The organism is Vibrio aerogenes, assembly GCF_024346755.1.
GTDB lineage: Bacteria > Pseudomonadota > Gammaproteobacteria > Enterobacterales > Vibrionaceae > Vibrio > Vibrio aerogenes.
Genome location: NZ_AP024862.1, coordinates 622,709 through 647,330, shown reverse-complemented (window position 1 = coordinate 647,330; position 24,622 = coordinate 622,709). Strand labels below are relative to the sequence as shown.

The 24,622-nt window shown below is 46.1% G+C and carries 17 protein-coding genes and 1 pseudogene; 8 read left to right on the top strand and 10 right to left on the bottom strand.

Annotation, left to right across the window (positions count from 1 at the left end; all coding sequences use genetic code 11):
• Positions 1 to 27 precede the first annotated feature (27 nt).
• The 3 genes from OCV29_RS20515 to katG all read left to right on the top strand — a co-directional run bounded on the left by OCV29_RS20515 (position 28) and on the right by katG (position 4,171).
• A complete protein-coding gene (locus OCV29_RS20515; RefSeq protein WP_073601979.1) occupies positions 28 to 1,578 on the top strand; it encodes a methyl-accepting chemotaxis protein in 1,551 nt (516 codons plus the stop codon).
• Between the two features lie 173 nt (positions 1,579 to 1,751).
• On the top strand, positions 1,752 to 1,919 hold the full coding sequence (locus OCV29_RS20510; RefSeq protein WP_175561494.1) for a hypothetical protein: 168 nt from the start codon (positions 1,752 to 1,754) through the stop codon (positions 1,917 to 1,919).
• A 38-nt stretch (positions 1,920 to 1,957) separates the two neighbouring features.
• A complete protein-coding gene (gene katG, locus OCV29_RS20505; RefSeq protein ID WP_073601978.1) occupies positions 1,958 to 4,171 on the top strand; it encodes a catalase/peroxidase HPI in 2,214 nt (737 codons plus the stop codon).
• A 49-nt stretch (positions 4,172 to 4,220) separates the two neighbouring features.
• Here katG and OCV29_RS20500 read toward each other — a convergent pair whose 3' ends face one another.
• The 4 genes from OCV29_RS20500 to OCV29_RS20485 form a co-directional block, all read right to left on the bottom strand.
• Complete coding sequence (locus OCV29_RS20500; protein ID WP_073601977.1) at positions 4,221 to 4,718, bottom strand: GNAT family N-acetyltransferase; 498 nt, start codon at positions 4,716 to 4,718, stop codon at positions 4,221 to 4,223.
• Positions 4,719 to 4,824: 106 nt separating this feature from the next.
• Positions 4,825 to 5,889: a CobW family GTP-binding protein gene (locus OCV29_RS20495; protein WP_073601976.1), complete on the bottom strand. Its 1,065-nt coding sequence runs from the start codon at positions 5,887 to 5,889 to the stop codon at positions 4,825 to 4,827.
• Positions 5,890 to 6,037: 148 nt separating this feature from the next.
• Positions 6,038 to 7,294, bottom strand: coding sequence for a Y-family DNA polymerase (locus tag OCV29_RS20490; protein WP_073602026.1), 1,257 nt, complete (start codon positions 7,292 to 7,294; stop codon positions 6,038 to 6,040).
• Positions 7,295 to 7,297: 3 nt separating this feature from the next.
• Positions 7,298 to 7,702 carry a LexA family protein gene (locus tag OCV29_RS20485; RefSeq protein ID WP_073601975.1) on the bottom strand — a complete coding sequence of 135 codons (405 nt, stop codon included), beginning with the start codon at positions 7,700 to 7,702 and terminating at the stop codon, positions 7,298 to 7,300.
• A 392-nt stretch (positions 7,703 to 8,094) separates the two neighbouring features.
• On the opposite strand from OCV29_RS20485, the gene OCV29_RS20480 reads away from it, so the two are divergent.
• On the top strand, positions 8,095 to 10,986 hold the full coding sequence (locus tag OCV29_RS20480; RefSeq protein ID WP_073601974.1) for a right-handed parallel beta-helix repeat-containing protein: 2,892 nt from the start codon (positions 8,095 to 8,097) through the stop codon (positions 10,984 to 10,986).
• A gap of 65 nt (positions 10,987 to 11,051) precedes the next feature.
• On the opposite strand, the gene OCV29_RS20475 is transcribed toward OCV29_RS20480, so the two are convergent.
• The 4 genes from OCV29_RS20475 to OCV29_RS20460 all read right to left on the bottom strand — a co-directional run bounded on the left by OCV29_RS20475 (position 11,052) and on the right by OCV29_RS20460 (position 14,885).
• A complete protein-coding gene (locus tag OCV29_RS20475) occupies positions 11,052 to 12,026 on the bottom strand; it encodes a nickel/cobalt transporter (protein WP_073601973.1) in 975 nt (324 codons plus the stop codon).
• A 16-nt stretch (positions 12,027 to 12,042) separates the two neighbouring features.
• Complete coding sequence (locus OCV29_RS20470; protein ID WP_245796758.1) at positions 12,043 to 12,705, bottom strand: DUF1007 family protein; 663 nt, start codon at positions 12,703 to 12,705, stop codon at positions 12,043 to 12,045.
• Positions 12,706 to 12,825: 120 nt separating this feature from the next.
• Positions 12,826 to 13,641, bottom strand: coding sequence for a GNAT family N-acetyltransferase (locus tag OCV29_RS20465; RefSeq protein WP_073601972.1), 816 nt, complete (start codon positions 13,639 to 13,641; stop codon positions 12,826 to 12,828).
• A gap of 137 nt (positions 13,642 to 13,778) precedes the next feature.
• Positions 13,779 to 14,885: a glycerol dehydrogenase gene (locus tag OCV29_RS20460; RefSeq protein ID WP_073601971.1), complete on the bottom strand. Its 1,107-nt coding sequence runs from the start codon at positions 14,883 to 14,885 to the stop codon at positions 13,779 to 13,781.
• A gap of 576 nt (positions 14,886 to 15,461) precedes the next feature.
• On the opposite strand from OCV29_RS20460, the gene OCV29_RS20455 reads away from it, so the two are divergent.
• Complete coding sequence (locus OCV29_RS20455; RefSeq protein WP_073601970.1) at positions 15,462 to 16,022, top strand: GrpB family protein; 561 nt, start codon at positions 15,462 to 15,464, stop codon at positions 16,020 to 16,022.
• 63 nt (positions 16,023 to 16,085) lie between these two features.
• Here OCV29_RS20455 and OCV29_RS20450 read toward each other — a convergent pair whose 3' ends face one another.
• Both OCV29_RS20450 and OCV29_RS20445 read right to left on the bottom strand, forming a co-directional pair.
• On the bottom strand, positions 16,086 to 17,282 hold the full coding sequence (locus OCV29_RS20450; RefSeq protein WP_073601969.1) for an MFS transporter: 1,197 nt from the start codon (positions 17,280 to 17,282) through the stop codon (positions 16,086 to 16,088).
• An 8-nt stretch (positions 17,283 to 17,290) separates the two neighbouring features.
• The gene (locus OCV29_RS20445; RefSeq protein WP_073601968.1) at positions 17,291 to 18,508 is read right to left on the bottom strand and encodes a radical SAM/SPASM domain-containing protein; all 1,218 of its coding nucleotides are present in this window, start codon (positions 18,506 to 18,508) and stop codon (positions 17,291 to 17,293) included.
• Positions 18,509 to 19,517: 1,009 nt separating this feature from the next.
• Here OCV29_RS20445 and OCV29_RS20440 point away from each other — a divergent pair.
• From OCV29_RS20440 to OCV29_RS20430, 3 genes and pseudogenes are all read left to right on the top strand, one after another.
• Positions 19,518 to 23,237, top strand: a complete 3,720-nt coding sequence (locus tag OCV29_RS20440) for a thrombospondin type 3 repeat-containing protein (protein ID WP_073601967.1) — start codon at positions 19,518 to 19,520, stop codon at positions 23,235 to 23,237.
• Positions 23,234 to 23,881: an outer membrane beta-barrel protein gene (locus tag OCV29_RS20435; RefSeq protein ID WP_073601966.1), complete on the top strand. Its 648-nt coding sequence runs from the start codon at positions 23,234 to 23,236 to the stop codon at positions 23,879 to 23,881. Before OCV29_RS20440 ends, OCV29_RS20435 begins: the two co-directional genes overlap by 4 nt.
• Before the next feature lie 189 nt (positions 23,882 to 24,070).
• Positions 24,071 to 24,478, top strand: a pseudogene (locus OCV29_RS20430) (phosphate-starvation-inducible protein PsiE); the annotation flags it as partial.
• Between the last annotated feature and the right edge of the window lie 144 nt (positions 24,479 to 24,622).

The window sequence follows — 24,622 nt, the reverse complement described above, 5'->3', positions numbered from 1 at the left end:
CATGTTTTGCGGTAAAGGAAATCAATCATGAATATACGCCGGATCCTGATCGCAGGGACTTCCGTCCTGATTGCCATTGCGATGATCATCATTCTCATCACCACCTGGAACATCAGCATGAAAGCGCTGCATGAGTCCAGTAAAAAGAGTTTTTTACAGGCAACAAATACCATTGCGGAAGGGATTGCCACATCGGTTCGTTTTAAAAAACTCAAAGCGGTTGAAGGCAAACTCACCCCTTTTATCGAAGAGAATCAGGACGCTTTAGCCGGGGTGAGTATCTATTTAAAGGATGGTCAGCACCTGTATGATGTTCCCGGACAGAGCCGCATTACCGCAGAACAAATCAGTGCTGATCTGAAAAGCACGCAGATATTGTCTGAAACGGATGAACAACTGTCACTGGTCACTGCACTCCGGTCTGGTAAAAAGGCAACACTGGTCGGGTATATGTATACCAACTGGCAGTTTTCTTTTGTGCAGCAGGTCGGATCAGACATGCTTCAGCAGGCTTTCATTATCGGAAGCCTGGTATTAATCGGAACGCTGCTGCTGATGTTTTTGTTTATCCGTTCACTGCTGGGGGTACCCTTTGATAATTTCATCGGGCTGACCCGCAAACTTTCATCCGGGGACTGTAACCTCGCCCAGCGAATTACTTATCACAGCAATAATGAATTTGGTCAGCTGGCACAATATATCAACAAGTTCATTGCGACACTGGAAACGTCAATCAACACCATCCATTCATCATCAACCAAAGTCGCCGGCATTGCCAACGATCTCGAATCCAATGTGGAAAATCTGGAAAATCAGGTCAGCCATCAGCGAACAGAAATCAAAGATTCTGTTCATTTAGGAGAAAACCTGCAGCAATCTGTTGAAGAAGTGAAATTAAAAGTTGAAACTGCATCGTCCTCTCTTGAAGAAGCCGTCAGCTCAGCTCAAACCGGGCAGCAACAGCTGAATCAGGCTGTCGATCAAAACCTTGAGCTGGCTGAAAATACCCGCAAAAGCTTTCAGGTTGCCGATGAGCTCAGCACTCAAACAGAAAAAGTCACCACCATCCTGGAAATTATCCGCAACATCGCCGATCAAACCAATTTACTGGCGTTAAATGCTGCCATTGAGGCAGCCCGTGCCGGTGAAAATGGCCGCGGCTTCGCCGTTGTCGCTGATGAAGTCCGCACACTGGCAGAAAAAACATCAACCTCAACGGATCAGGTTGAGGAAATACTGGTTCACCTCCGGCGCTCCTCCACCGAGCTGACAAAAACGATGAAACAGGGACTGGAGCACTCTGACGCCTGTGTCGAAAACCTGCAACTGACATCCAGTCAGATTCATGAAGTGATTACCAAAATTGAGTACACCAATACACTCAATTCAGATGTGGTAGAAACAAACCATAATCAATACGGCTCGATGACTGGCCTGATTGATAAACTTGGTATTCTGGACGAACAGATTGATGAAATGTTCTCCGAAAGCCAGAACATGACCAATTACAGCAAAGCGCTCCGGAACAATGCCGGGCAAATGCATTCAAATCTGGCGGTATTTAATCTCAACAAATAACGGCGATGAAAAATAAACACGCTCTAATACGGGACAACAGAGTCATCATCATGATCCATCGTTTTTACCGATGAACAGAATAGGTATATCCGGCTACCCATAGTGCGGTATACCTCATATACTCATTGACGTAATCTGCACTACAATCGGTATTAAACGAAGGAGACGTGCTTATGAGACATTCCGAAACTGAACATACCGTTGATGATATCAACACTCCGGCGGATACTCCGGCGCCTTCTTCGATGCAGAGTGATTCTTTTCTGTCTGCTCAATATCAGTTTGTTGCATCACTGGCTTCTGAAGCCGATGAGTATTCAATCCGGGATATATTTTTCTGATATCCCTTATCCGGACAATGTGAAACAGGAGTAAAAACATGGCGCATAATAATAATTCAGGCGCAGGAAAATGTCCTGTCATGCATGGCAGTCACACCCGTTTACGGAGTGAAGGCATGACAAACAATGACTGGTGGCCTAATCAGCTGAACTTAAAAATTCTCCATCAAAATGATAAGAAATCGAATCCTTTAGGTGAAGATTTTGATTACGCTGCAGCATTCAGCACGCTGGATCTGAACGAAGTCAAACAAGATATTACCCATGTACTGACCGACTCTCAGGACTGGTGGCCAGCAGATTATGGTCATTACGGCCCATTTATGATTCGCATGGCATGGCACTCCGCAGGAACATACCGTACGGGTGACGGCCGCGGGGGCGGTTCAACCGGGAATCAGCGGTTTGCCCCATTAAACAGCTGGCCGGATAACGGTAACCTGGATAAAGCACGCCGCCTGCTCTGGCCGGTGAAAAAGAAATATGGGAATAACCTTTCCTGGGCCGATTTATTTATTCTGGCCGGAAACGTTGCTTATGAATCCATGGGGTTAAAAACCTTCGGGTTTGGTGGTGGCCGTGAAGACATCTGGGAACCGGAAGAAGATATTTACTGGGGCGCGGAAGACGAATGGCTCGGGAATAAAAACCGTTATACCGGAGAACGGGATCTGGAAAATCCACTGGCTGCAGTTCAGATGGGACTGATCTATGTCAATCCTGAAGGTCCGGACGGTGAGCTCAATCCACTCGGTACAGCCAAAGACTTGCGGGATACGTTTGGCCGGATGGGAATGGATGACTACGAAACCGCTGCGCTGACCATTGGCGGCCATACGGTCGGTAAGGCACACGGAGCCGGAGACCCAAGTCACGTTGGTCCGGACCCGGAAGCGGCACCACTTGAAGAAATGGGCTTTGGCTGGAAAAACAGCCATGGTAGTGGTAAAGGCCGGGACACAATCACCAGTGGTGTGGAAGGAGCCTGGACACCCACCCCAGTCGTTTGGGATTACAGTTATCTTGATGTTTTATTCAAATACGAATGGGAAGCCACCAAAAGCCCGGCAGGGGCCAATCAATGGCGTCCGGTTGGTCTGGCAGAAAAAGATCACGCACCAGATGCAGAAGATGATGCGATTCGCGTTGGTCTGATGATGACAGACGCAGATATGGCGATGCGGGAAGATCCCGGATTCCGTAAAATTGCCCTGCACTTCCGTGATAACCCACAAGAATTTGATGATGCGTTTGCCAGAGCATGGTTTAAGCTGACTCACCGGGATATGGGACCGAAAGTCCGCTATCTTGGTCCTGAAGTACCGGCTGAAGATCTGATTTGGCAGGATCCGGTTCCTTCAGTTGATCATGGTCTGGTCGATGCCCATGACATTGCAGCTCTGAAAGTGAAGATTCTGGAAGCGGGTTTAACCGTATCTGAACTGGTTTATACGGCCTGGTCTTCTGCAGCAACATTCCGCGGGTCAGACAAACGCGGTGGCGCAAACGGCGCACGTATTCGTCTGGTGCCGCAAAACAGCTGGGAAGTCAATCAGCCGGAGCAGTTGCAGAAGGTACTGCGGGTTTACGAAAGTCTTCAGCAACAATTCAATCAGGCTCAGTCAGGCAATAAAAAAATCTCTCTGGCAGATTTAATTGTTCTCGGCGGTTCAGCAGCGATTGAACAGGCGGCAAAACAAGCGGGTCACGCGATTACGGTGCCGTTTACGCCGGGCAGAATGGATGCACTGGCTGAAGAAACTGATGTTGAATCATTTGAAGTCCTTGAACCGGTTGCTGATGGCTTCCGTAATTACTCAAAATACCGGTTTACCGTACCGGCAGAAGAGATGTTACTGGACCGGGCCCAGTTGCTGACCCTGACCGCACCGGAAATGACAGTCCTTGTCGGAGGGATGCGGGTACTGGATGTCAACTTTAACCAGTCTCAGGATGGCGTGTTCACCAATCAGCCAGGCACACTGACGAATGACTTCTTCGTCAACCTGACAGACATGGGAACGGAGTGGAAACCAACGTCTCCGGAAGCAGAACGGTTTGAAGGGATTGACCGCAGGACAGGTCAGGTGAAATGGACAGCCAGCCGTGTTGATCTGGTTTTCGGTTCCAATTCACAGCTTCGGGCATTATCTGAAGTGTATGCACAGGATGATGCACAGGAAAAATTCATCACTGACTTTGTCAGCGCATGGGTGAAAGTGATGGAAGCGGACCGGTTTGATTTAAAATAATCAGCCGGATACAGTAAAAATACAATCCCCTGCCCGCAGGGGATTTTTTTTAGCAACAACGGCGGACACGTGCCATATGATAAGCATTCACATATTCACCATTTCTGAAAGCGAAATCTCTGGCTTCTCCTTCAATTTCAAAACCAAATTTTTTATACAGATGCACCGCCTGCGCGTTATCGACAAATACCGTCAGTTCCAGCCGTTTGATATTCAGCCAGTTATCGGCCAAATCAACCACGGTCGCTAACAACTGACTGCCAACACCTTTACCCTGAACACTGTCTTTCACTGCCATGCCAAGGTAACCCGAATGACGACGTCTGGGCTGGCTGCACATTTCGAACCCGATAATCCCGATCACTTCATCCCCCAGTAAGGCAACGTAGACATAATGATCTGACGGAATCTTTGAAAGCCGGTTTTCCCATACTTCCAGAGAAGGATGAGGCAGCTGCAACGTTCCGGAATACGCATTGCTTCCCTGATATAATTCCTGTAATGCCTTTGCGTCTGAAGGCTCTGCTCTTCTGATTTTTACTTCCATCATTGACTCCGGATGAGGTGATATAAAATCCCCGAACGACCTGAAGAGGTCATGTTCAGATCGTTGGGAAATAAAAAAGATAAATTATGACGGAATGTGACAGAGTTCAAGCAGTTTGTTCGGCAATAATTTCTATACAGTCAATCAGTTGCGATTCAAATGAGTCATCTGTTGTTGCAGAAATCAACTCAATCCGGCTCCCGGAACAATCATCCAGTTCCACCTCTGTCACCCCATCGGGGGTGAGGTTGTAACCAAAAATACCGCTGCTGGTAATAAATACAGCTTTCATCCGCTCAACTTTCAGCGCCACAAATAATAGAATCAGTTTTCTGCGACTGAAAACTTTATCCGGGGAAAAACGCCACCCGATGCTGTGAAACCCTTCTCCCTGATTCACAGCTTTCAGAATACCGCTCTCCGGCATTGGCGCTTCAGAAATGAGCGGTTTATTGTGATGTTCATGGTGATGATGATGTTCATGATGAGGGTGATGCGCGTCATGGTGATCGTGGCGACCTGCAGGCTGCTCATACAGGGCGGTTTCGCCTTCCAGCACCTCTAAAGAAAGATGACCATGCTGCGTAAAGCACACCTGCGTCTCCGGGCGTCCGTGCACTGCCACATACGCGACTAACTTTTCCTGATCACCCTCCTGATACAGATCCTGCTTATTCCCGACCACGATATCGGCAATCGCAATTTGCTGGTTAAAGGTTTCATGGCTGGTATAACGGGTATCGGACAGGTGCCTTGCATCCACCAGAGTTACATTTTTTTGCAGTGAAAGCACCTGGCGATAATGCTCTGAGGATAATGCCTGCAACACTTCTTTTGGATGACCCAGCCCGGTCGGTTCAATCAACAACCGGTCAGGTCTGGCTTCCGACAGCAGCTGATTCAGGGCAATTTGCATCGGCAAACCAGCGGCGCAACACATACATCCTCCCGGCACTTCGCGAATAAAAAGCTGTTGGTCTTTATTTTTCCGGCCCCGGAATAAACTGCCATCGATTCCAATTTCCCCAAATTCATTGACCAGCACCGCCCAGCGCTCATTCTCTGGTTTATGCTTCATCAAATGAAGAATTGCTGATGTTTTCCCAACCCCCAAAAAACCAGTCACAATGTGTGTGGGAACACATAAAATCTGTTTATTTTCAGTGCTCATCATGTGCTCCTGTCGCTCTGAAGTCATCTTGATATTGCATCTGCTGCCTGCAGCGTCACTGACGAAAATATCGTTGCATTAAATTAAAATGTTATAACATAACAATTTCAAACAATAAAGCCAACATCAGGATATTGCCAACAGATGCTCATGCCCGAATGACCGGCACATCACGCCAGCAGGTCGAATACTGTGGCGTCAGGAATGCCCGGCGCATTTGCCACTTCTGTTCGATCCCCTGTGCAGCAAGAAACAGCGTATCATTGCCGTACCGGGTATTGATGTCATCGTAAACTTTCATCAGCGACAGGTTATTCGGTGCCGGATTCATCAAATCAAACTGCTCGTGCTGATCACTGATTAGATCGAGCAAACCCACACCAATTTTGTAATACTGTACTTGCTGTTGAAACAACGCAGGGACCATCTGACTCACCGTGCTGGTGAGATGATGTACATCAGCCGTCGGGTAACTAAACCGGTGCACCACCCGTTTACTGACCGGATACCGATCATAAGGGCTGCTGGCGGCAAAACACACCATGACCCGGCATAAAGAGCCCTGACTTCTGGCTTTGCGTGAAGCAATGCCTGCGTGTTTACTCAATGCCTGTGCCAACCCGGTGCTATCTGTGATTCTTTCGCCGACACTCCGGGTCGAAAAAATTTGTTGCTTATCCGCCCTTGCCGTCTCCCAGCTGATGCAGGATTGTCCGTTCAGCTCCCTGACCGTACGTTCGATCACCACATTGAAATGCGCCTTGATCACACCGGGCGGTTGCTGTGCCAGCTCCAGCGCGCTCCGGATTCCCATTCCAGCCAGACGCCGTGCCACACGGCGACCAATCCCCCAGACTTCTGAAGCCGCCATCTGTGATAACACGCGCACTCTCTCTTCCTCACATTCAAGCACGCATACACCGTCATAACCGGCCATATGCTTCGCTGCATGATTTGCAGCTTTGGCTAACGTTAATGTCTGCCCCATACCAACCCCGACCGGCAAACGACACTCTTTCCATACCGCTTGCCGGATGACATGTCCGTACTGCTTCCAGTCACTGACCACAGCAGCACAATGGCGGAAGGCCAGAAATGACTCATCAATCGAGTAAATATGCTGCTCCGGTGCAAAACGACCAATCACGGACATCATTCTGGCGGATAAATCGGCATAGAGTTCATAATTTGAGGATAAAACGATCACACCATGGCGTTGACATAAAGCCTGTACCTGAAAATAAGGTTTAAATTTAGGGATCCCAAGCGCTGTAGCCTGCCGGTTTGCGGCAACCACACAGCCATCGTTGTTCGATAACACGACGATGGGTTTGCCACGCCAGTCCGGCCGGAAAACCTGCTCAGCACTACAATAAAAGGAATTCGCATCGACAAGGGCAAACATCATTCACTCCGTCAGCAAATAGCTGCTTCGGTGACACCGGACAGAACGTACCACGACACCTTCAAGCGTAAAGGTATCATGCCCGGATACCGGTACCGGTGGCATCTCAGCATTGGCAGACAGCAGTAACCGGCGGGACATATCAAGCAGTTTACAGACAAATTCGCCATTCAGATTTGCCACCACCACATCGTGATTTCTGACGTTTAACGATCGATCAATGATCAGCAGATCGCCATCAAAAATACCCACCCCCTGCATCGAATCGCCAGCGGCCCGTCCAAGCCACGTCGCTCCGGGATGCTCAACCAGCAATTCATCAAGACTCAGTTCCAGTTGTTTATACTCTGCAGCCGGGCTTTCAAATCCGGTAATACCGGCACTTGCTTTGATCGGAATAACTTTCATCACACACTTGTACTGTATTTATATACAGTATAAATTTATCACAGTTTTCACCATCTTCAAGATACAAAGTGTTTCTCGTCCTCAAGGCTCATAAAAAATACTTTCACACTCCACCAGACCAGTTATTACGTATGACGTGCCTTATTCAGCAAACATCTCTTCCTGATAATCAACCAGATAAGTAAAACGATCATCATAAGAACTGTAAACCTGAACCCGCAAAACTCATTTTTTACAACGTACAGAACTTCTCATTCTATTATTTGTAACCCGTTCAAAAAATATATAAATCCAATTGATTGCATTCATTTCGTTTATAAGAATGCACATGCGCCTTCGCAGAACGAAACAACGTTCGTTATCAAATAACATACCACTGCAGGAAAATCATCATGTTTCATCTCAGGCAACAGACAGTGAATGCCAGCCAGTCATGGTTCAGGGCATTCCTGATATCTTTTCCGTTACTTACTACAGCATCCGGGGTTTTAGCTGCTGACATGTATTACGTCGCTAAATCAGGAGACGATGCAAACAACTGCTCACAGACTCAACCCTGTTTCACATTACAAAGAGGTGTCAGCCAGCTGCAACCGGGAGATACATTAAATATCGGAGCCGGTATTTACTCAGATATAGGTTCCTCAAGTACTTACTTCAACGGCGGAACGACCGAAAATGGAACCACTCCGAAAGTGAGTGACTGGCTCATCGCTTTTGATCGTTCAGGGACCAGGGACAACCCCATCACGATTCAGGCTGATCCGGCCAATCAAGGAGAAGTCATTCTGGATGGTGGCTATCTGGGCGTTGAATCGGCTAACCGTGTCGGCGGGATTATGATCCGCCATCATGACTATATTCACTTCAAAAACTTCACGATCAGAAATGTCTCAGCAGCTGGCATTTATAACTGGGATCATGAAGGAGAAGTGGAAGACCCTGATCATATCTCTTACGGTGTGGTCATCGAAGACATGACCATTCACCATGTCGGTAATGTCGATAACCTTGCTGCCATTGGCATGTGGTCAAGCAAAGACTGGATTGTCAGAAATAACCATATCTATGACGTTTACCGTGACCATGAAAAAGATTACGGTAAAAAAGGTGCAGGAATTCAGTCTTACGGCACCATCAATGCCCTGATTGAGCATAACCTGTTTGAAGATGTCGGCAGCGGTATTTTCCTGAAAGATCACTATGTGATAAATGCAGAAACAAGAGCACCGGTCTTTGAATCAGAAATCCGCTTTAATCTCATCAGAGCAACCCGCTCAGGTGTGCAAATTGGCGTTCAGCCGCAAACGGAAGCCGGCGCAAATTATATTCACCATAATATCGTTCACACGACCGGTAAAACAGCCAAAGCCATTCTTTACAATATGGCTGCAGTCTCAGAACCCACAACCGCACCACAGCGGGTAGAACATAACCTGCTCTATGGTGAAAACAGCAAAGATACCACAGCCATTCGTTTATCCGGTGTGGCTGACGTCAGTGTGAAAGGCAATATCATTTCTGGCTATAACAAGGTATTGAACAGTGTCTATATCACGAATCACCCGGCAGGACTGAGCGACAGTGATTACAATATCTTCGCAGCAAACGGAAAAATGGCGTTCCTGGATGCCTATTCTGCCAGCGGCGGCTATACACCGGTTTCTTACACATCTCTTGCCTCTTGGCAGACAGCACTAGCATCGGGCTCTGTGACCCTGAAGTTTGATCATCCCGATACACATAGTCTGTCCTCATCTGTGACCGATCTGTTCAGTGAACTAAACACCTTCGCCTATGCAGACAATTCACCGGCAACGGCCTTGATGGAGGATGGTTCCAATGCGGGTCCGTATCAAACCGGCAATGAAGTGATTGGTATCAACAAGGGAAGCCTTTATTATGTGGCTAAGTCCGGTAATGACTCGGATGACTGTTCGCAAACCTATCCTTGTCTTACCCTGCAAAAAGGTATCAGCCTGCTGCAACCGGGAGATACATTAAATATAGGCACCGGGGTTTATTCTGACATCGGTTCATTAAGTCCGTATTTTTCTGGTGATACTAGCGGTATTGTTGAAAATGGTACGGTACCTAAAGTATACGACTGGTTAATTGCCATGGACCGTTCAGGAACCAAAGATCATCCCATCACGATTCAGGCCGATCCGGCCAATTCCGGAGATGTGATTCTCGATGGCGGTTATCTGGGAGCAGCTTCATCGCATCTTGTTGGTGGCATCACCATTCGTCATAACGATTATATCCATTTCAAAAACTTCACGATCAGAAATGTCGCTGCCGCAGGGATCTACAACTGGGATCATGAAGGAGAAGTGGAAGACCCTGATCATATCTCTTACGGTGTGGTCATCGAAGACATGACCATTCACCATGTCGGTAATGTCGATAACCTTGCTGCCATTGGCATGTGGTCAAGCAAAGACTGGATTGTCAGAAATAACCATATCTATGACGTTTACCGTGACCATGAAAAAGATTACGGTAAAAAAGGTGCAGGAATTCAATCTTACGGCACCATCAATGCCCTGATTGAGCATAACCTGTTTGAAGATGTCGGCAGCGGTATTTTCCTGAAAGATCACTATGTGATAAATGCAGAAACAAGAGCACCGGTCTTTGAATCAGAAATCCGCTTTAATCTCATCAGAGCAACCCGCTCAGGTGTGCAAATTGGCGTTCAGCCGGAAACAGAAGCCGGCGCAAATTATATTCACCATAATATCGTTCACACGACCGGTAAAACAGCCAAAGCCATTCTTTACAATATGGCTGCGGTCTCTGAGCCCACAACCGCGCCACAGCGGGTAGAACAAAACCTGCTCTATGGTGAAAACAGTAAAGATACTCTTGGTATCCGTATCAATGGTATCAGTGATCTGATGGTAAAAGGGAATATCATTGTCGGATATAAAAATATCTTCGGTAGTCAGGACGTTGATAATGAGCCGGCGAAGCTGAACAGCAGCGATTATAATATTTTCGCTCCGACGCAGAAAATAGCTTATTTTGATGCTTCATCGGTCGGCTATCAACCAGTTTCATACACTTCTTTGACATCATGGCAGGCTGCACTGGTATCGAGTTCTTTCACCCTGAATACGGACTATCCGGATACACACAGTCTGAGGTCTTCAGCTGACGCTCTATTTCAGAATTTGACCACATTTACTTACCCGGAAGATTCACCGGCAATTGGCTTAATGCCTGATGGCTCAAATGCCGGCCCGTATCAGATCGGGAATGAAATCATTGGTTTATAAATATTAAGCGCATGAAACGCGACAGCCCCGTCAGGGGCTGTCAAACAAAACACAAGCCTTTAGTATCATTTCCCAAATACCGGTGACATGCCGAATGTGCCCTGATTGAGTAAAATCAGACCCAATAACACCAACACAATCCCTGCCAGTATTTTGAGAATCAGACCGGTATGTCTGAAATCTGCCAGTGAATCCCTGGTATAGAAACTGATGAATTTTTTTCCGGATACCGTAAAAAACGCGATACAGGTTGTCGTCAGCGCAGTTCCGGCTCCCATCAGAATACTGCTGATCACCCCCAGCCAGTAAGCATTTGCCAGATGCGCAAAGAACAGCACCAGTAATGCGCCGGTGCATGGCCGGGCACCAATACTGAAAATCAGTGCCAGATATTCTTTCAGACTGCTGGCATTATTAATCGCATCCGCACTGACAACATGCTGGTGCCCGCAGCTACAGTGATGATCGTGATTGTGGTCGTGCTCATGTGCCTGTCGACGCCAGGTCATGACTGATCGTCCCACCAGATAAATACCGATCAAAATAACCCCTGACGCACTGGCATGGAAGAAGTACTGCACCGTGGCGTTGAGCTGATGCATCGTGGTGTGAAAAATATATAAAAACAGCGTGACCAGAAAGATCGCCACCAAAGCCTGAATCAATGCGGCAACCACCGGAATCACCAGCCCGATTCTGATTTTAGTTTGATGGGTCGCCAGATAAGTACTGACAACCACTTTGCCATGCCCCGGCCCAAGGGAATGAAAAATACCATACAGAAAACTGATTTCCAGCAGCAACCGGACTGAACCGGGATCGTGCCGGGCGGTATAGATTAATTCACTCAGTTGATTGATGATGTTTTTCTGCCAGTGAATACTGGTCATCAAAATGACCGGCCAGTGAGACCAGACAATCCAACCGGCGGCTATCATGACCATCAAGACAAGATACAGCGGATTGAGCCGTAAGTATCGGGGTTTTTCCGGATGCTGATGATTGACTTTACAATGTTCAGTATGCTGGTGAGATGGCATAGATTCAGAATCCTTATCAGGAATGGTTCGGTTCGGGGTGACAAGTCAGCTCAAGCGTCTGAGTAAAAAGCTGGCCCAGCGTATCATCCGGATCAGCATCTGCCGGGATCGACATCGCATAACTGACCTGTGCAGATGTTGGATGAGGCGCTTTCAGCCGGGTGACACAATGTTCCCCTGCTGCCGGATTCAGTTTCACATCTTTGGCTGATTTCCACGACATATCGACATAGTAAGTCGGGTCAAAAATCCTCAGCTGCAGCGTATGACCATTGAATGGATAAGGCTTGACCAGATTCAGTTCAAAGCTGAGCGTGGCTTTACCGGCATGTGTGGTCAGTTTTGCTGTGTTGACTTTCTGATAACGGACTGGCGTCTTGTTATCGTAAAAGTAGGTGAAATAGTGCGTTGAAAGCATATTGCGGATCATCGAGTCAGCCAGTTTCTGCAAGGTCTGTTTACGATGGCCATCTGACATATCCTCACCATCAAACAGATAAGCAGTTGTCATAGGGTCAAAGGTCCAGACCATGGAAAACCCGGTCAATGCTGTCTGGCTGCTCTTGATATAAGTCTGAAGATCCATCCATGAATGCGGGTGTGCAAATGTCCGGCATGGCAGGCTCAGCAACATAAGACAACACACGATCCGGAGTTTGATTTGATTTTGCCGGTTCATCACAAACAAAATGGCACCTGATACGTCACATGAATTGTTACTTTATAACATATCACTTCCCGGATAAAGTCAAGAATCTGTCAGGGAATCCATCACCTTTTTCTTCCGCAATAACCCGGCTTATCGTGCTGCTGCTTCAGGTGTCAGACATAATTCACAAATCGTTTCACACACTTCATAGCCAACAGAGCGGTATATTTCCGCTGCAATATATTCACTGTCAGCATGCAGAATTAAATGCCGGATTTGAGGATGTTGCTGCATCGCTGCAACCGATATATCGTAAACCATGGTTTTACAAATACCGCGTTGCCTGAAGTCCGGATGGGTCTCAACATTCTGAAAACGGCCAATCTCCCCATCAAAAAACAGCCCCAGACTTGCGACCAGCTGATCGCCAATAAAGGCGCCGTGCAACCCTCCGAGCCCGGCAGCCTGCATGCTGCGATACGCCGCATAAGTCCGGTCAACATAAAGACACTCCGCTTCATTCCGGCAGCTATCCGGATAAACCAGTAAGTGCAGTGCAATCACCTGTTGCCACTCTGCATCGGTTAAAACCGGCCGGCACTGAATCTCTTCATTCCGGCGTCCGGGCAAACAGAACTGACTGCCTTTTAATACCAGTACTTCATCATATTCGAACCCCTGAGACAGAAAGTCTGAATATTCAGTCTGAATGTGTTCTGTCGGTTTCAGCCAGCAAAATGACATATGTTTAACATCTTGATCATTCCGGAATTCAGAGACGAACAGGTGACGCCAGTGCAGAAAATCCCCCCCAAGCGGCGGCTGCGGAAAAACCAGATAATTCCCCCAGTAGAACCCCGGGTTGGATGGTGTTTTAACAACGACATAATTTTCCTTCTCCGTGACCTGCCCGGAGAAATGATGAAAAATCATATCAGAACGAATGCCGTCAGAATCGATATGCATCTTTACCTCAAATCAACATAAAAGCCGAATGCAAATAAAATCAGTATATTACATCCTCAAACAACCTAAAGTAACCTCAAGATGCATACATATCATTTCTGACCTGTCATCCGGGTCAGAAACGAGGTCACCATGAGTCAGGCCATGCAATAAGACTCTGCAATTTCATTCGCTTTGACCATCGCCTGATACACGTCATCCACACTGACCGGGACCGGCATATTACTCATGGTATCTTTCTCATCACAAGCCACTTCAGCCACTTTTCGCCAGTCGGCTTCAATGAAGGACTTCAGGCCCATTTCTTTCAAACTCAAAGGCAACTCAGCCGCTTTCGCAATCCGGATCACTTCATCAAATTCATCCTGCGGTGCATCTTCCAGCACTAACTGCGTCAGCAGCCCAAAAACCACTTTCTCACCATGCTGGGTCTCATGCAGATCAGCAATGACAGACATCCCGTTATTCACGGCATGTGCAGCAGCCAGACCGCCGGCTTCAGCACCGACACCACTGAGATAAATAGTGGCTTCCAGCATTTGTTCCAGCGCCGGTGTCATGACTTTATCGCGAACCGCTTCCATCGCCTTTTCTACATTTTCACTCAGCAGCTGATAACATAAACGCGCCAGCCCTAAACCTGTTCGTGAGGGCCTTTTCAGCACCAGATTCACCCCGTCTGCCTCATAGCAGGCTCTCGCTTCGAAGTAAGTTGCCAGCGCATCCCCGACACCCGCAGAAAAGAAATATTGCGGGGCTGCGGCAAGAATCCCGGTATCCGCCACCACAGCATCCGGATTACGGGGTAAAAATAAGTAACGTTCAAACTCCCCTTCTTCGGTATAAATCACAGAGAGTGCCGTACACGGCGCATCCGTCGATGCGACTGTCGGATAAAGCACAAGGGGCTTTCTCTGGTAATAAGCAACGGCTTTAGCGCAATCCAGCGCCTGACCACCACCGACCCCAACTATCACATCAGCTCCCCGCTGAACAACGATTCGCCCCAACCGCTGAATTTCTGCTTCGGTGCACTGACGATTAAATTTTTCAATGACACATCCAATCCCGGCTTCTTTCAGCGCCGGAACGGCCAGTGATTCAACCCGATCAAAATTAGATTGGCTTGACAAAATAAAGGCATGTTTTCCCAGTGGAGAGACATATTCAGCCATTTGTGCCAGTTGATGTGTTCCAATGATGAATTTTGTTGGTGAAGTGACTGTGCGTGGCAAATTGCCCATAATAAACTCCTTTTATAAATGAAAGAACAAATAGACAACGCGTCACATATTACGGCAGCAATTGAAAACACTCTATCAACATAAAACCAAGCTTAATTTAACAATATCCACCAACAATCATCAAAAGAACAGGGGATTTCACTGACATTTAACACGGGCAACCATCCAAACAGTCACTATCACCATAATCAGGCCATTATGCGGTTAAATTTTTCCGGCATCAGTTTGAGGTAAATCAATCAAAACAAAGATATATATACCCAAGTGACCTTAAGATGCATGTTCAGCGAGAGTTGATTGGCTTCTGACCAAGGCACTGATTTGTAAACATAGTCATTCTACGTTGAAAATCAGTAACACAGGGCAGGAGCCAATCAATCTCGCCCTTCGGGAGCGCATCAACAGGTCCATTTCTGCGTCAAATAACTTCGAAAGGCGGGTGCATTCCTTCAGTTCTTTTCCTTGAACCGGACCTGTTGATGGCGCTCTGAATCCTGCATCTTAAGGTCACTTGGGTATACACATATGACCTGAAAATGTACCATACGGCCCAGGTCAAAATACAAGGAAAGACAAATGGCACGAATTACCATCTCAGCACCTGACCCGCAATGGCCACAGGCATATAAGCAAATTGAACAACAACTACAAAATGTTCTGGAAAGTCTGGCAATCCAAATCGATCATATCGGTTCTACATCTGTTCCCGGACTACCGGCCAAAAACGTCATCGATATTCAGGTCACCGTCCGTGATCTCAGTCATCCGGAAATTACCGGAAAACTATCTCAGGCGGGTTACAGGTACTTACCTGACATACAGTCGGACAACTTAGTCGGTGAAGATGAAAATTCGGATGAACTGAAAAAATTGTACTTCCGTGAAAAAAACGGTGAACGTGAAGCGCATATACATATCCGCGAATCCGGCCGGCTCAATCAAAAATATCCATTATTATTCAGAGACTTTCTGCGTCACGATTCGATGGTCAGACAAGCATACGCGACCGTAAAACAAGCGCTTGCCAAACGCTTTCCTGACGACGCTGAATCCTACTACGCAATTAAGGATCCGTATATGGATACCATTTACCGCGCTGCCTGTTTATGGGAACAAACACGCACCAGGGTCTATTGACCCTGGAAATAATGAGTGAGAAAGCGTACATAAGGTAACAATGACCTCATATAAGTAAAAATGTCATGACCGTACTTTCCCTGCAACTGTATTTGCTATTTGATTTCGGTCGTTAATACCCAATGCTAATATCAGTAACACAGAAAAAATTCCCAAAGCTAAGTACGACACACTAACACTATGATGTTTCGCCAACCAACCTAACCCTAACCCGATGATTGCGAAATGAGCGCGGTTGATCAAGGATGTAAAAGAAAGAACGGTGCTCCGCTGTTCATTTTTAATCCTCATATTCATGAGCGTACTGTAGAAAGGGCCGGTTACTCCCTTCAAACATCGCAAGAGCGCATAGGCAGATATTGCCGACCATACTGAAGAAGACAGACCAAACCATATCAATGAAACAGCAATCAAAAGATTAATAAGTCGTAAAGCACGCCTTTCCTGACCTATCCATGAAGTGACCACATGTGAGTATTTTGATGACAACGATACCAGCATGCTAAAAGCAAAGAAAACGTAACCAAACCAAGTGTAGTCCATATTAAATTCACGGAAAAACGCTTGGTAGGTTTGGTTACCATATTCCATCGCAAACGTGAAATATGTGACACTCATAATCAGTGTCACTAATACTCTGTCTCCGGACAAACTTTTTATCGCTCCCCGGAGATGGGCCAAAACACCTTGCCCGGCTTTCCGTTCGGTCTGAAACGGATCTTTCATTCCCAACAAGCACAAGAATGAAAGGCTTACCGGAATCAGCGTCAGAAAATAAGGCAATCGCATATTGTATTCAATGACATATCCAACAGGAATCGAGAGGAATGCAACGAAAAGAAAATTAAAGAACCCAATTTTTCCCATATATTGATGAAACTCTTCCTTTCGGCCCAAAGATTCCAGAGATTCAAAAAACAGAGCAGAGTCCGTACCTGAAATCATTGCAGCCGAACAGCCAGAAAGGAATGAAGCAATATATAAATCAATAGCAGTCTGACTCAAAGAAAATAACAACACAGAGATAAAACTCAATATAGCACCACATACTAAGGTTCCTTTGCGGCCAAACAGATCAGCCAGAATACCCATAGGTACTTCCAAAGTAACCACTGCAACAGAGAAAAAAACCTGTACGAGAATAATCTGATCATAGCTAAGACCAATTGTCTCTCTGAAAAAAATCGTCATCATCGGGAGAAACAAAAATAGTCTTGAACAAACTGCATAGGTCATAAACAGTGGTATATTTCTTTGCATTTAATGTCCTACATTCTTTCTATAATTTTTGGAACAACATGTTTCACAACGTAACAACGATATGGATCGGGTTTATAAATATCTCCGGAGACATGATAATTCCTTGAGGGACATCCCCCTGCACAGTTATACTTCATAAAACATACTTTACAGTCATCATTTGCATCAGAGATTGGGTTATTTTTAACCAAAGTCTCTGTTGTTAAATCGTCAACCATGAAATAATCTTTTGCTTCATGATTTAAATCATTTACTTCCACGCAACTGCTAACACTACCATCATAATTTATTATTTTTCTTTTATCTCCCATACCATCACAGTAGTGAACTGAAGGTGTGAATAATCTCGCGTATGCTGAGTTTAGTATTTTCATATTATTATCTGATGCAATATCAATTGCTTCAAATAACATACTGACAAAATCTTCTCTAGATGGTCTTGGAGTATTTGTTCCTCTTCCACTTTCAGTTACTGGTTCAAAATGAATTTCTTTCACTCCCAGATTTCCTAAATATTTGACAATCTGCGGCATGTGAAAACAATTTACCTTGGTTACAGTCACCCGAATTTTAGGATAAATATTATTCTTTATTAAGCGAGTAATTGTTTTTTCGACAGATTTTGCCGACCCTGCACCATTTTCGAACGGTCGCTGCAAATTTTGCACTTCAGGAAGCCCATCCATACTCAGGCTAACAGCAATATTATTTTCTATAATAAAATCAGAAACCTGCTTTCCAAAAGCACCATTAGTCGTGATTGAATAACTTACTTTAATATCTTCAGGTTTCTGTTTATTTACAAAGTTAATAGCATGTCTAATTAAATCAATACAAAGAGTCGGTTCTCCACCAAAAAAGCTCAATTGAAAGTTTGATATATCTTGATTTTGTATAAATTTAAAAGACTCTTCAATACGTTCTTCTATTAATTCTTCAGTCATCCGTGATTTAATGTGGCCACCATTAACGAAACAATAAGTACATCTTAAGTTACAGTCATTAGTTAATGATAAAACCAAATTGTATCTGTCGAGATAATCATTCACAATCTCTTTAGGTCTCTGAAAAAAATCTGGTGATAATAAATTTATTTCATTACATAGCTCTTCAGAGAAATAATCCTTATTATCGATAATTATTTTCTCTCGGGTATAGGGAGAGAAAAGTATATATTTACCTTGTGATGATATAACAGGTAATTCATTAAATAAAAAGTGACTCACTATATGACAGCTCCATTGTTATTATCCTATATTGGCAGTAAAACCACATACATAGTATGTGGTTTGTTTTTAAAAATTAGTCGTCACAATTAGATCCACCTCCGTGAGCTGAAACACCAGAGACTTCTTTAATTTTTTCAATTTTAACATTCATAGAATTAATCCTTAATATAAATTATAAAACATTAACAAATCACTTTAATTATGAATAACAATAACCACAATATTAGAAAGTGATTAACATAATAATACAATCTTAAATACTATAGCTCAAGGGAAAATATATCAATTTATTCATATAAAATAATTATATATAAATCATTAAAAATTATTTATAGATATTTAATGTCAAATTACTGCCTGAATAAATTATTGAACAATTATAATTTTAGAAGATAATCAAAAAGTACATTACCCTTAGTATGAAGGATCAAACATTCAAAATACTGCGCATCATTAACAAAACAATAAACTTTAACTTGTCCCTCTCTTCCCGGAACATGCCACCTATATTTTCAAGATACCACCCAAAAATCAGAATGTTGGGAACCGCCCGGCTTTCCGATTAACGAAGAAAAACAGAACCGGCGTATATCCGGACGGGTTACACGATGCATCACCGTGCAGGACTGTTCAAATTAGCTCCTCAGCTTGATTGACTGAAAGACAGCAGCAACAACCACATGATTTATCCCTGGTATGCATGTTGAGGACGATGAATGAATCATCTCAAATCCGGCCATCTTTTGCATCACCCTCCTGACTGCTCGCATATTGATTAGTGCCACTTTAATAATATATTTATCAAAAAATATGTGTTATCATTTAGGCCAAAATCACTCATCCCGTGAATATAAATGATGCCATTTGGCTTAAAATTATCCATTTTGTGAACAAAAGGTAATCTCAGGGATGAGGGATTTTGCACGAATACTGCAACTCCTGATTATCACAGCACACAACCCGTTTCAATATATCTCGAATGATAAAGAGAAGAACAAGGGGCGACATGCGCACGATTTTACTGACTTTGGCTTACACCGCAGCTCTGTCACTCGTCTGTGGCACAGCATCCGCAGCAACTATTTTTGACAGTGAACAAATTCGCTTTGGGAATGGCACAGAAGACTCAATCAACAATTCAGGGCTGCCAAAGCAACCTTTTTATTACAATGACAGCGCAACAACCTGGTATCCGTTAACTTACGATGATTATCCACTGGATTCAGCCATTGGTGTTGGTGGTGACGGCACTGATTTGTGGAATATCAACGGACAGATAAGTTCCGGCTTTACGCTCTCCGGCCAGACAACGGACACCTCGTTGTTTACCAAATATGATGGTGATCGCGGCTATGGCATTTTAACCACCGAAGGCAGTGTGACGCTCAACAGTATCAATCTGGGTTACAGAGCAACTTATCAGGTCAGCCAGAATTCGCCTTATGTCAATATCATTATCCAGCTGACCAATAACAGTGCTCAAAATGCTGAAAACCTGCGTTTCTGGCTCGGAACCAGAGACGATTTTATTGATACTGAAGATCAACCTCAAAAAACCAGGGGAAATTTAACCAATGGTAGTTTTGTCTCACTGACCTCGGCTGGCGATCAGGCACAGGCACTGCAAATTACCAGTGGTGACAGTGGTGTACTTTTTTTCTCCACTTCGGATAATTCTTATGTGATTCAGAACCTGTGTTGTTCTTTTCAAAATGTGATCGACCAGAACCCCACGACATCATCCGTTCAGGCAACAAATGATGGTTCATACGGTTTTTATGTCCGGATGAAAGACCTTGCACCCGGAGAATCTGACAGCTTTACCTGGTTTTATGGTGCCGGTGATATCGCCGATCTGGCAGATATCGCTCAAAGTATTCAGGACGCAGCGACTTCAAAAGAGATTGTCGAAGATGTTTCTTCAGGGTTTGATAACGCCGATTTTACCGGTGATTCAGGCCTGATAACCCGCATCCGCATTGCTTCTTTGCCTGCGCACGGCACACTGACATTAAACACGACACCGGTGAGCGTTGGTCAGGAAATCACCAGTGCTGAATACTCCCTGCTGAACTACACACCTGATGCTGACTTTACCGGTACCGATCAGTTTACCTGGCAGGGCTGGGATGGTTCAGGCTTTAACATCCTGACCACCGTTTCATTGCAGGTGCTTCGCGATACAGACAGTGATGGCATCGCTGATGTGAATGACGATGATGATGATGGCGACGGCGTTGATGATACCAGTGATGCTTTCCCGCTTGATGCCACTGAAACCACAGATACTGACGGTGATGGCATCGGGAATAATGCTGATACAGACGACGACAACGACGGCGTGGATGACACCAGCGATGATTTACCCTTAGATCCCACAGATAGTGTCGACACCGACGGCGATGGTATCGGGAACAGTACCGATACGGATGATGACGGTGATGGTGTTGATGATGCCAGTGATACTTTTCCGCTTGATGGCTCAGAAACAACAGACAGCGATGGCGACGGCACCGGAGACAATGCCGATACGGACGACGACAACGATGGTGTCAGTGACACCAATGACGCTTTCCCGCTCGATGCCACTGAAACGACAGACACTGACGGCGATGGTATCGGGAACAATGCAGACACCGATGACGACAACGACGGCGTCAGTGATACTCAGGACACCTTCCCGCTCGATGCCGGTGAAACAACTGATTTTGACGGTGACGGTATTGGTGATAACTCCGATACAGACAATGATAATGATGGCATCGGTGATGCTGAAGATCTGTTCCCGCACGACCCGGCTGAGTCAGCAGATACCGATGGGGATGGTATCGGCAATCATGCAGACACAGACGATGACAACGACGGTGTCAGCGATGCCAGTGATGCTTTCCCGCTTGATGCCACTGAAACCACAGATACAGACGGCGATGGTATTGGTAACAATGCGGACACCGATGACGACAATGATGGCATGAGCGACAGCTGGGAAAACACATGGGGATTTGATTCACTCGACAGCAGTGACGCTGCACTCGACAGTGATGGCGATGGTGCAACTAATGCCGCGGAAGCCGCCGCCGGTACCAACCCACATCAGGATACCGTTCCGCCCCAAATCAGCCTGGCGTCCGTCATCCGGGTCGATGCCACCGGGCTTTTCACACTGGTGAATCTTGGCGATATCACTGCAACCGATTATCTTGATGGCGCCGTTGAAGTCAGCGGGAACCGGGAAGCACGCCTGTCTCCGGGGCAACATACCCTGACTTATCAGGCTACGGATTCCGCCGGAAACACCGCTCAGGCAACGCAAACAGTTTATGTCCGCCCCTTAATCAACTTCGCCAAAGATCAATCGGTCACAGAAGGGAATCAGGTCACCGTCAAAGTCCTGTTAAATGGCCCCTCTCCTGAATATCCGGTGACCATTCCTTATCAGGTCACCGGTACCGCCATTCCGGGAGAAGATGATGACCTCAGTGATGGTGTCGTGACCATTTCATCGGGAACAGAAGGAAGCATCACCTTTCAGACACTGGCAGATACGGTTGAGGAAAGTGACGAAACGATTGTGATTTCCATGCTCAACTCCGACGGTACACTGAATACCGGCAATAAACCGATCCATACCGTGACCATCAGTGAAAGTAATATTGCGCCGGAAATCAATCTGTCTGTCATCCAGAACCAGATACAAAGTGCTGAGATCTCGCGTCGTGGCGGCCCTGTCACGATTACCGCGACAGTGACCGACAGCAATCTGCAGGATACGCATTCGCTCCAGTGGAACCTGCCGGCAGAGATTTCAGACAACGCCGCCATGACCAACCAATCTGCCATTACTTTTAATCCGGCCACACTGGCGTCAGGGTTGTACCGGATTGGTGTGACAGTGAATGATTCCGGCTCCCCACAACGCTCTGATTCCGCAACTCAAATCATCAGTATTACTGAAACAACAGAAGTACTCACAGAAACAGATGATACCGATCAGGATGGCTTGTCAGATCTGGAAGAAGGATACAATGACAGTGATAACGACGGTATCTACGATTATATGGATAATCAGTACCAACTGGCGAATGTCATCGGACATCTGGCATCTGAAGGGAATTACAATCTGCTGGAGTCCGATCCGGGCACCCGTCTGCACCTTGGCCAAACGGCACTGAGGACCGGGCGCAAAGGTACACTGGTTCATACCAGTGATGCTTATGATGACACGCAAACCATCGAAGCCGATAGTGCCATTCATAGCGGCGGCCTGTTTGACTTCGAAGTGCATGATATTGCTACCCACGGCCAGTCTGTCAATGTTGTGATTCCTCAGCGCTCAGCCATTCCGGACCATGCCATTTACCGGAAATGGTCTGCAACCAGAGGGTGGCGGACGTTTACAGAAGACAGCCGTAACAGTCTGGCTTCTGCGCCCGGACAGCCCGGTTACTGCCCGCCTCCCGGAGATAAAAGTTTCGAAACCGGGCTCATTGCCGGTTACTGGTGTGTGCAGCTGACCATCGAAGATGGCGGTCCGAATGATAACGATCAAAATGCCAACGGCACGATTATCGATCCCGGCGGCATCGCAACCCGAACCGCAATCAGCGAAAAAGTAAAAACCGGAGGCGGCGGCTTCAGTCCATTTGCAGGGCTGTTATTAGGTTTGCTGTTCAGTATCCGGCTCCGTCAGTATCCCAACCATCACCGGGCAGAGATTCAATCATGAAGAAAATTTATTTATTGCTGATCGCGGGCAGTGCTGCCACGACTTCCTGTCATGTTTTTTCAGAAACTGAAGTCAGCACCGAACTGCCGCAAAATCCGTGGCAATTCAGTCTGGGAGCCGGCTGGCCGCTCACAGATACAGACGCTTCAGCAGTCAATCATGCACTCCGTCAGGCTGGTGAATCACAGCTCAGGGTTTCAGACATTAGCCAGCGACCCGGTTTCAGTCTCTGGGCGGGTTATCAATGGTCGGCCCATTATCGTCTGGAAGCGGGCTATCTGAACTTTGGCCCCGCCTCAGGACATCTTTCCGGTTTTGTCAACAACCCGCAGACAGCCAGCCAAATCCTGACCGACCAGTTTCCACTTTCAGCACAGGGCATCGCGTTTACCATCAAGCCATCTTACAACCTTTCAGACTCACTGTCGGTGTACGCTCGTGGCGGGCCGTTTTTCAACAAAAGTGAAATATCAGCCGGACAACTGGCAGAAAAGACCGTCCGGGGGATGGATTTGCTTTTGGGTGTGGGTGCCCAGTGGATGTTTTCCCAAAGCTGGGGAATCGGCATGGACTGGAACAGAGGATTGATCGAATCCCGGCAGACCGATCTAATCACTTTTAATATTGTTTATATGCCTGAGTGACACCGTCACAATGAAAGGATAAATCACATAACCATCCGCCGGTATCCGCTCAGGATTTCACGACAATCATCCGGGCTGAAGCATCCATTCAATTCTGAAAAAATCAGAAGAAAAGATGTTTTACGATTGACTCTGGTTAAAAATTACTTTTACTATGACCTCACACTGTTATTTCATGGATGAAAAGCAATGGGGTCATCACTGTCGAAAAAATACACGCAGATTTTTCTGAAAACCTACTACATTATCGAAGCCGTCTTGCTTGCAGCCATTATGCTGTCCACTTTGTTTGCAATCGGAAATGAGTTTCATCACGTCTTTACCGCCAGGGCCGTTTTACTGACAGACATTTTGCTGATGTTTATTTACCTTGAAGTCCTCACCATGGTGCAGCAATTTGTGACCTACGGGAAAATTCCGGTCCGCTATCCTATCTATATTGCGATTATGGCAATTGCCCGTTACATCACGCTAGGCATGAAAGAACTGGACGGAATATTTGTTGTCTGGCTTTCTCTGGCCGCATTAATTTTAGCGATTGCAACGCTGGTGATTCGGTTTGGACATCACTACTGGCCCTATAAACCGACCCGGAGCGGTTTCGCCGCTTTTTTCGATTCAAAATTAAATGAAGAAGAAAAAACCAAAGAAGCAGCGCCTCTTCAGTCGTCCCCCCGGAAAACTCAGCAGGAATCCGGAGAAGAATAACCGGTACAAGATCGGGCTCCCGGCATACAACCC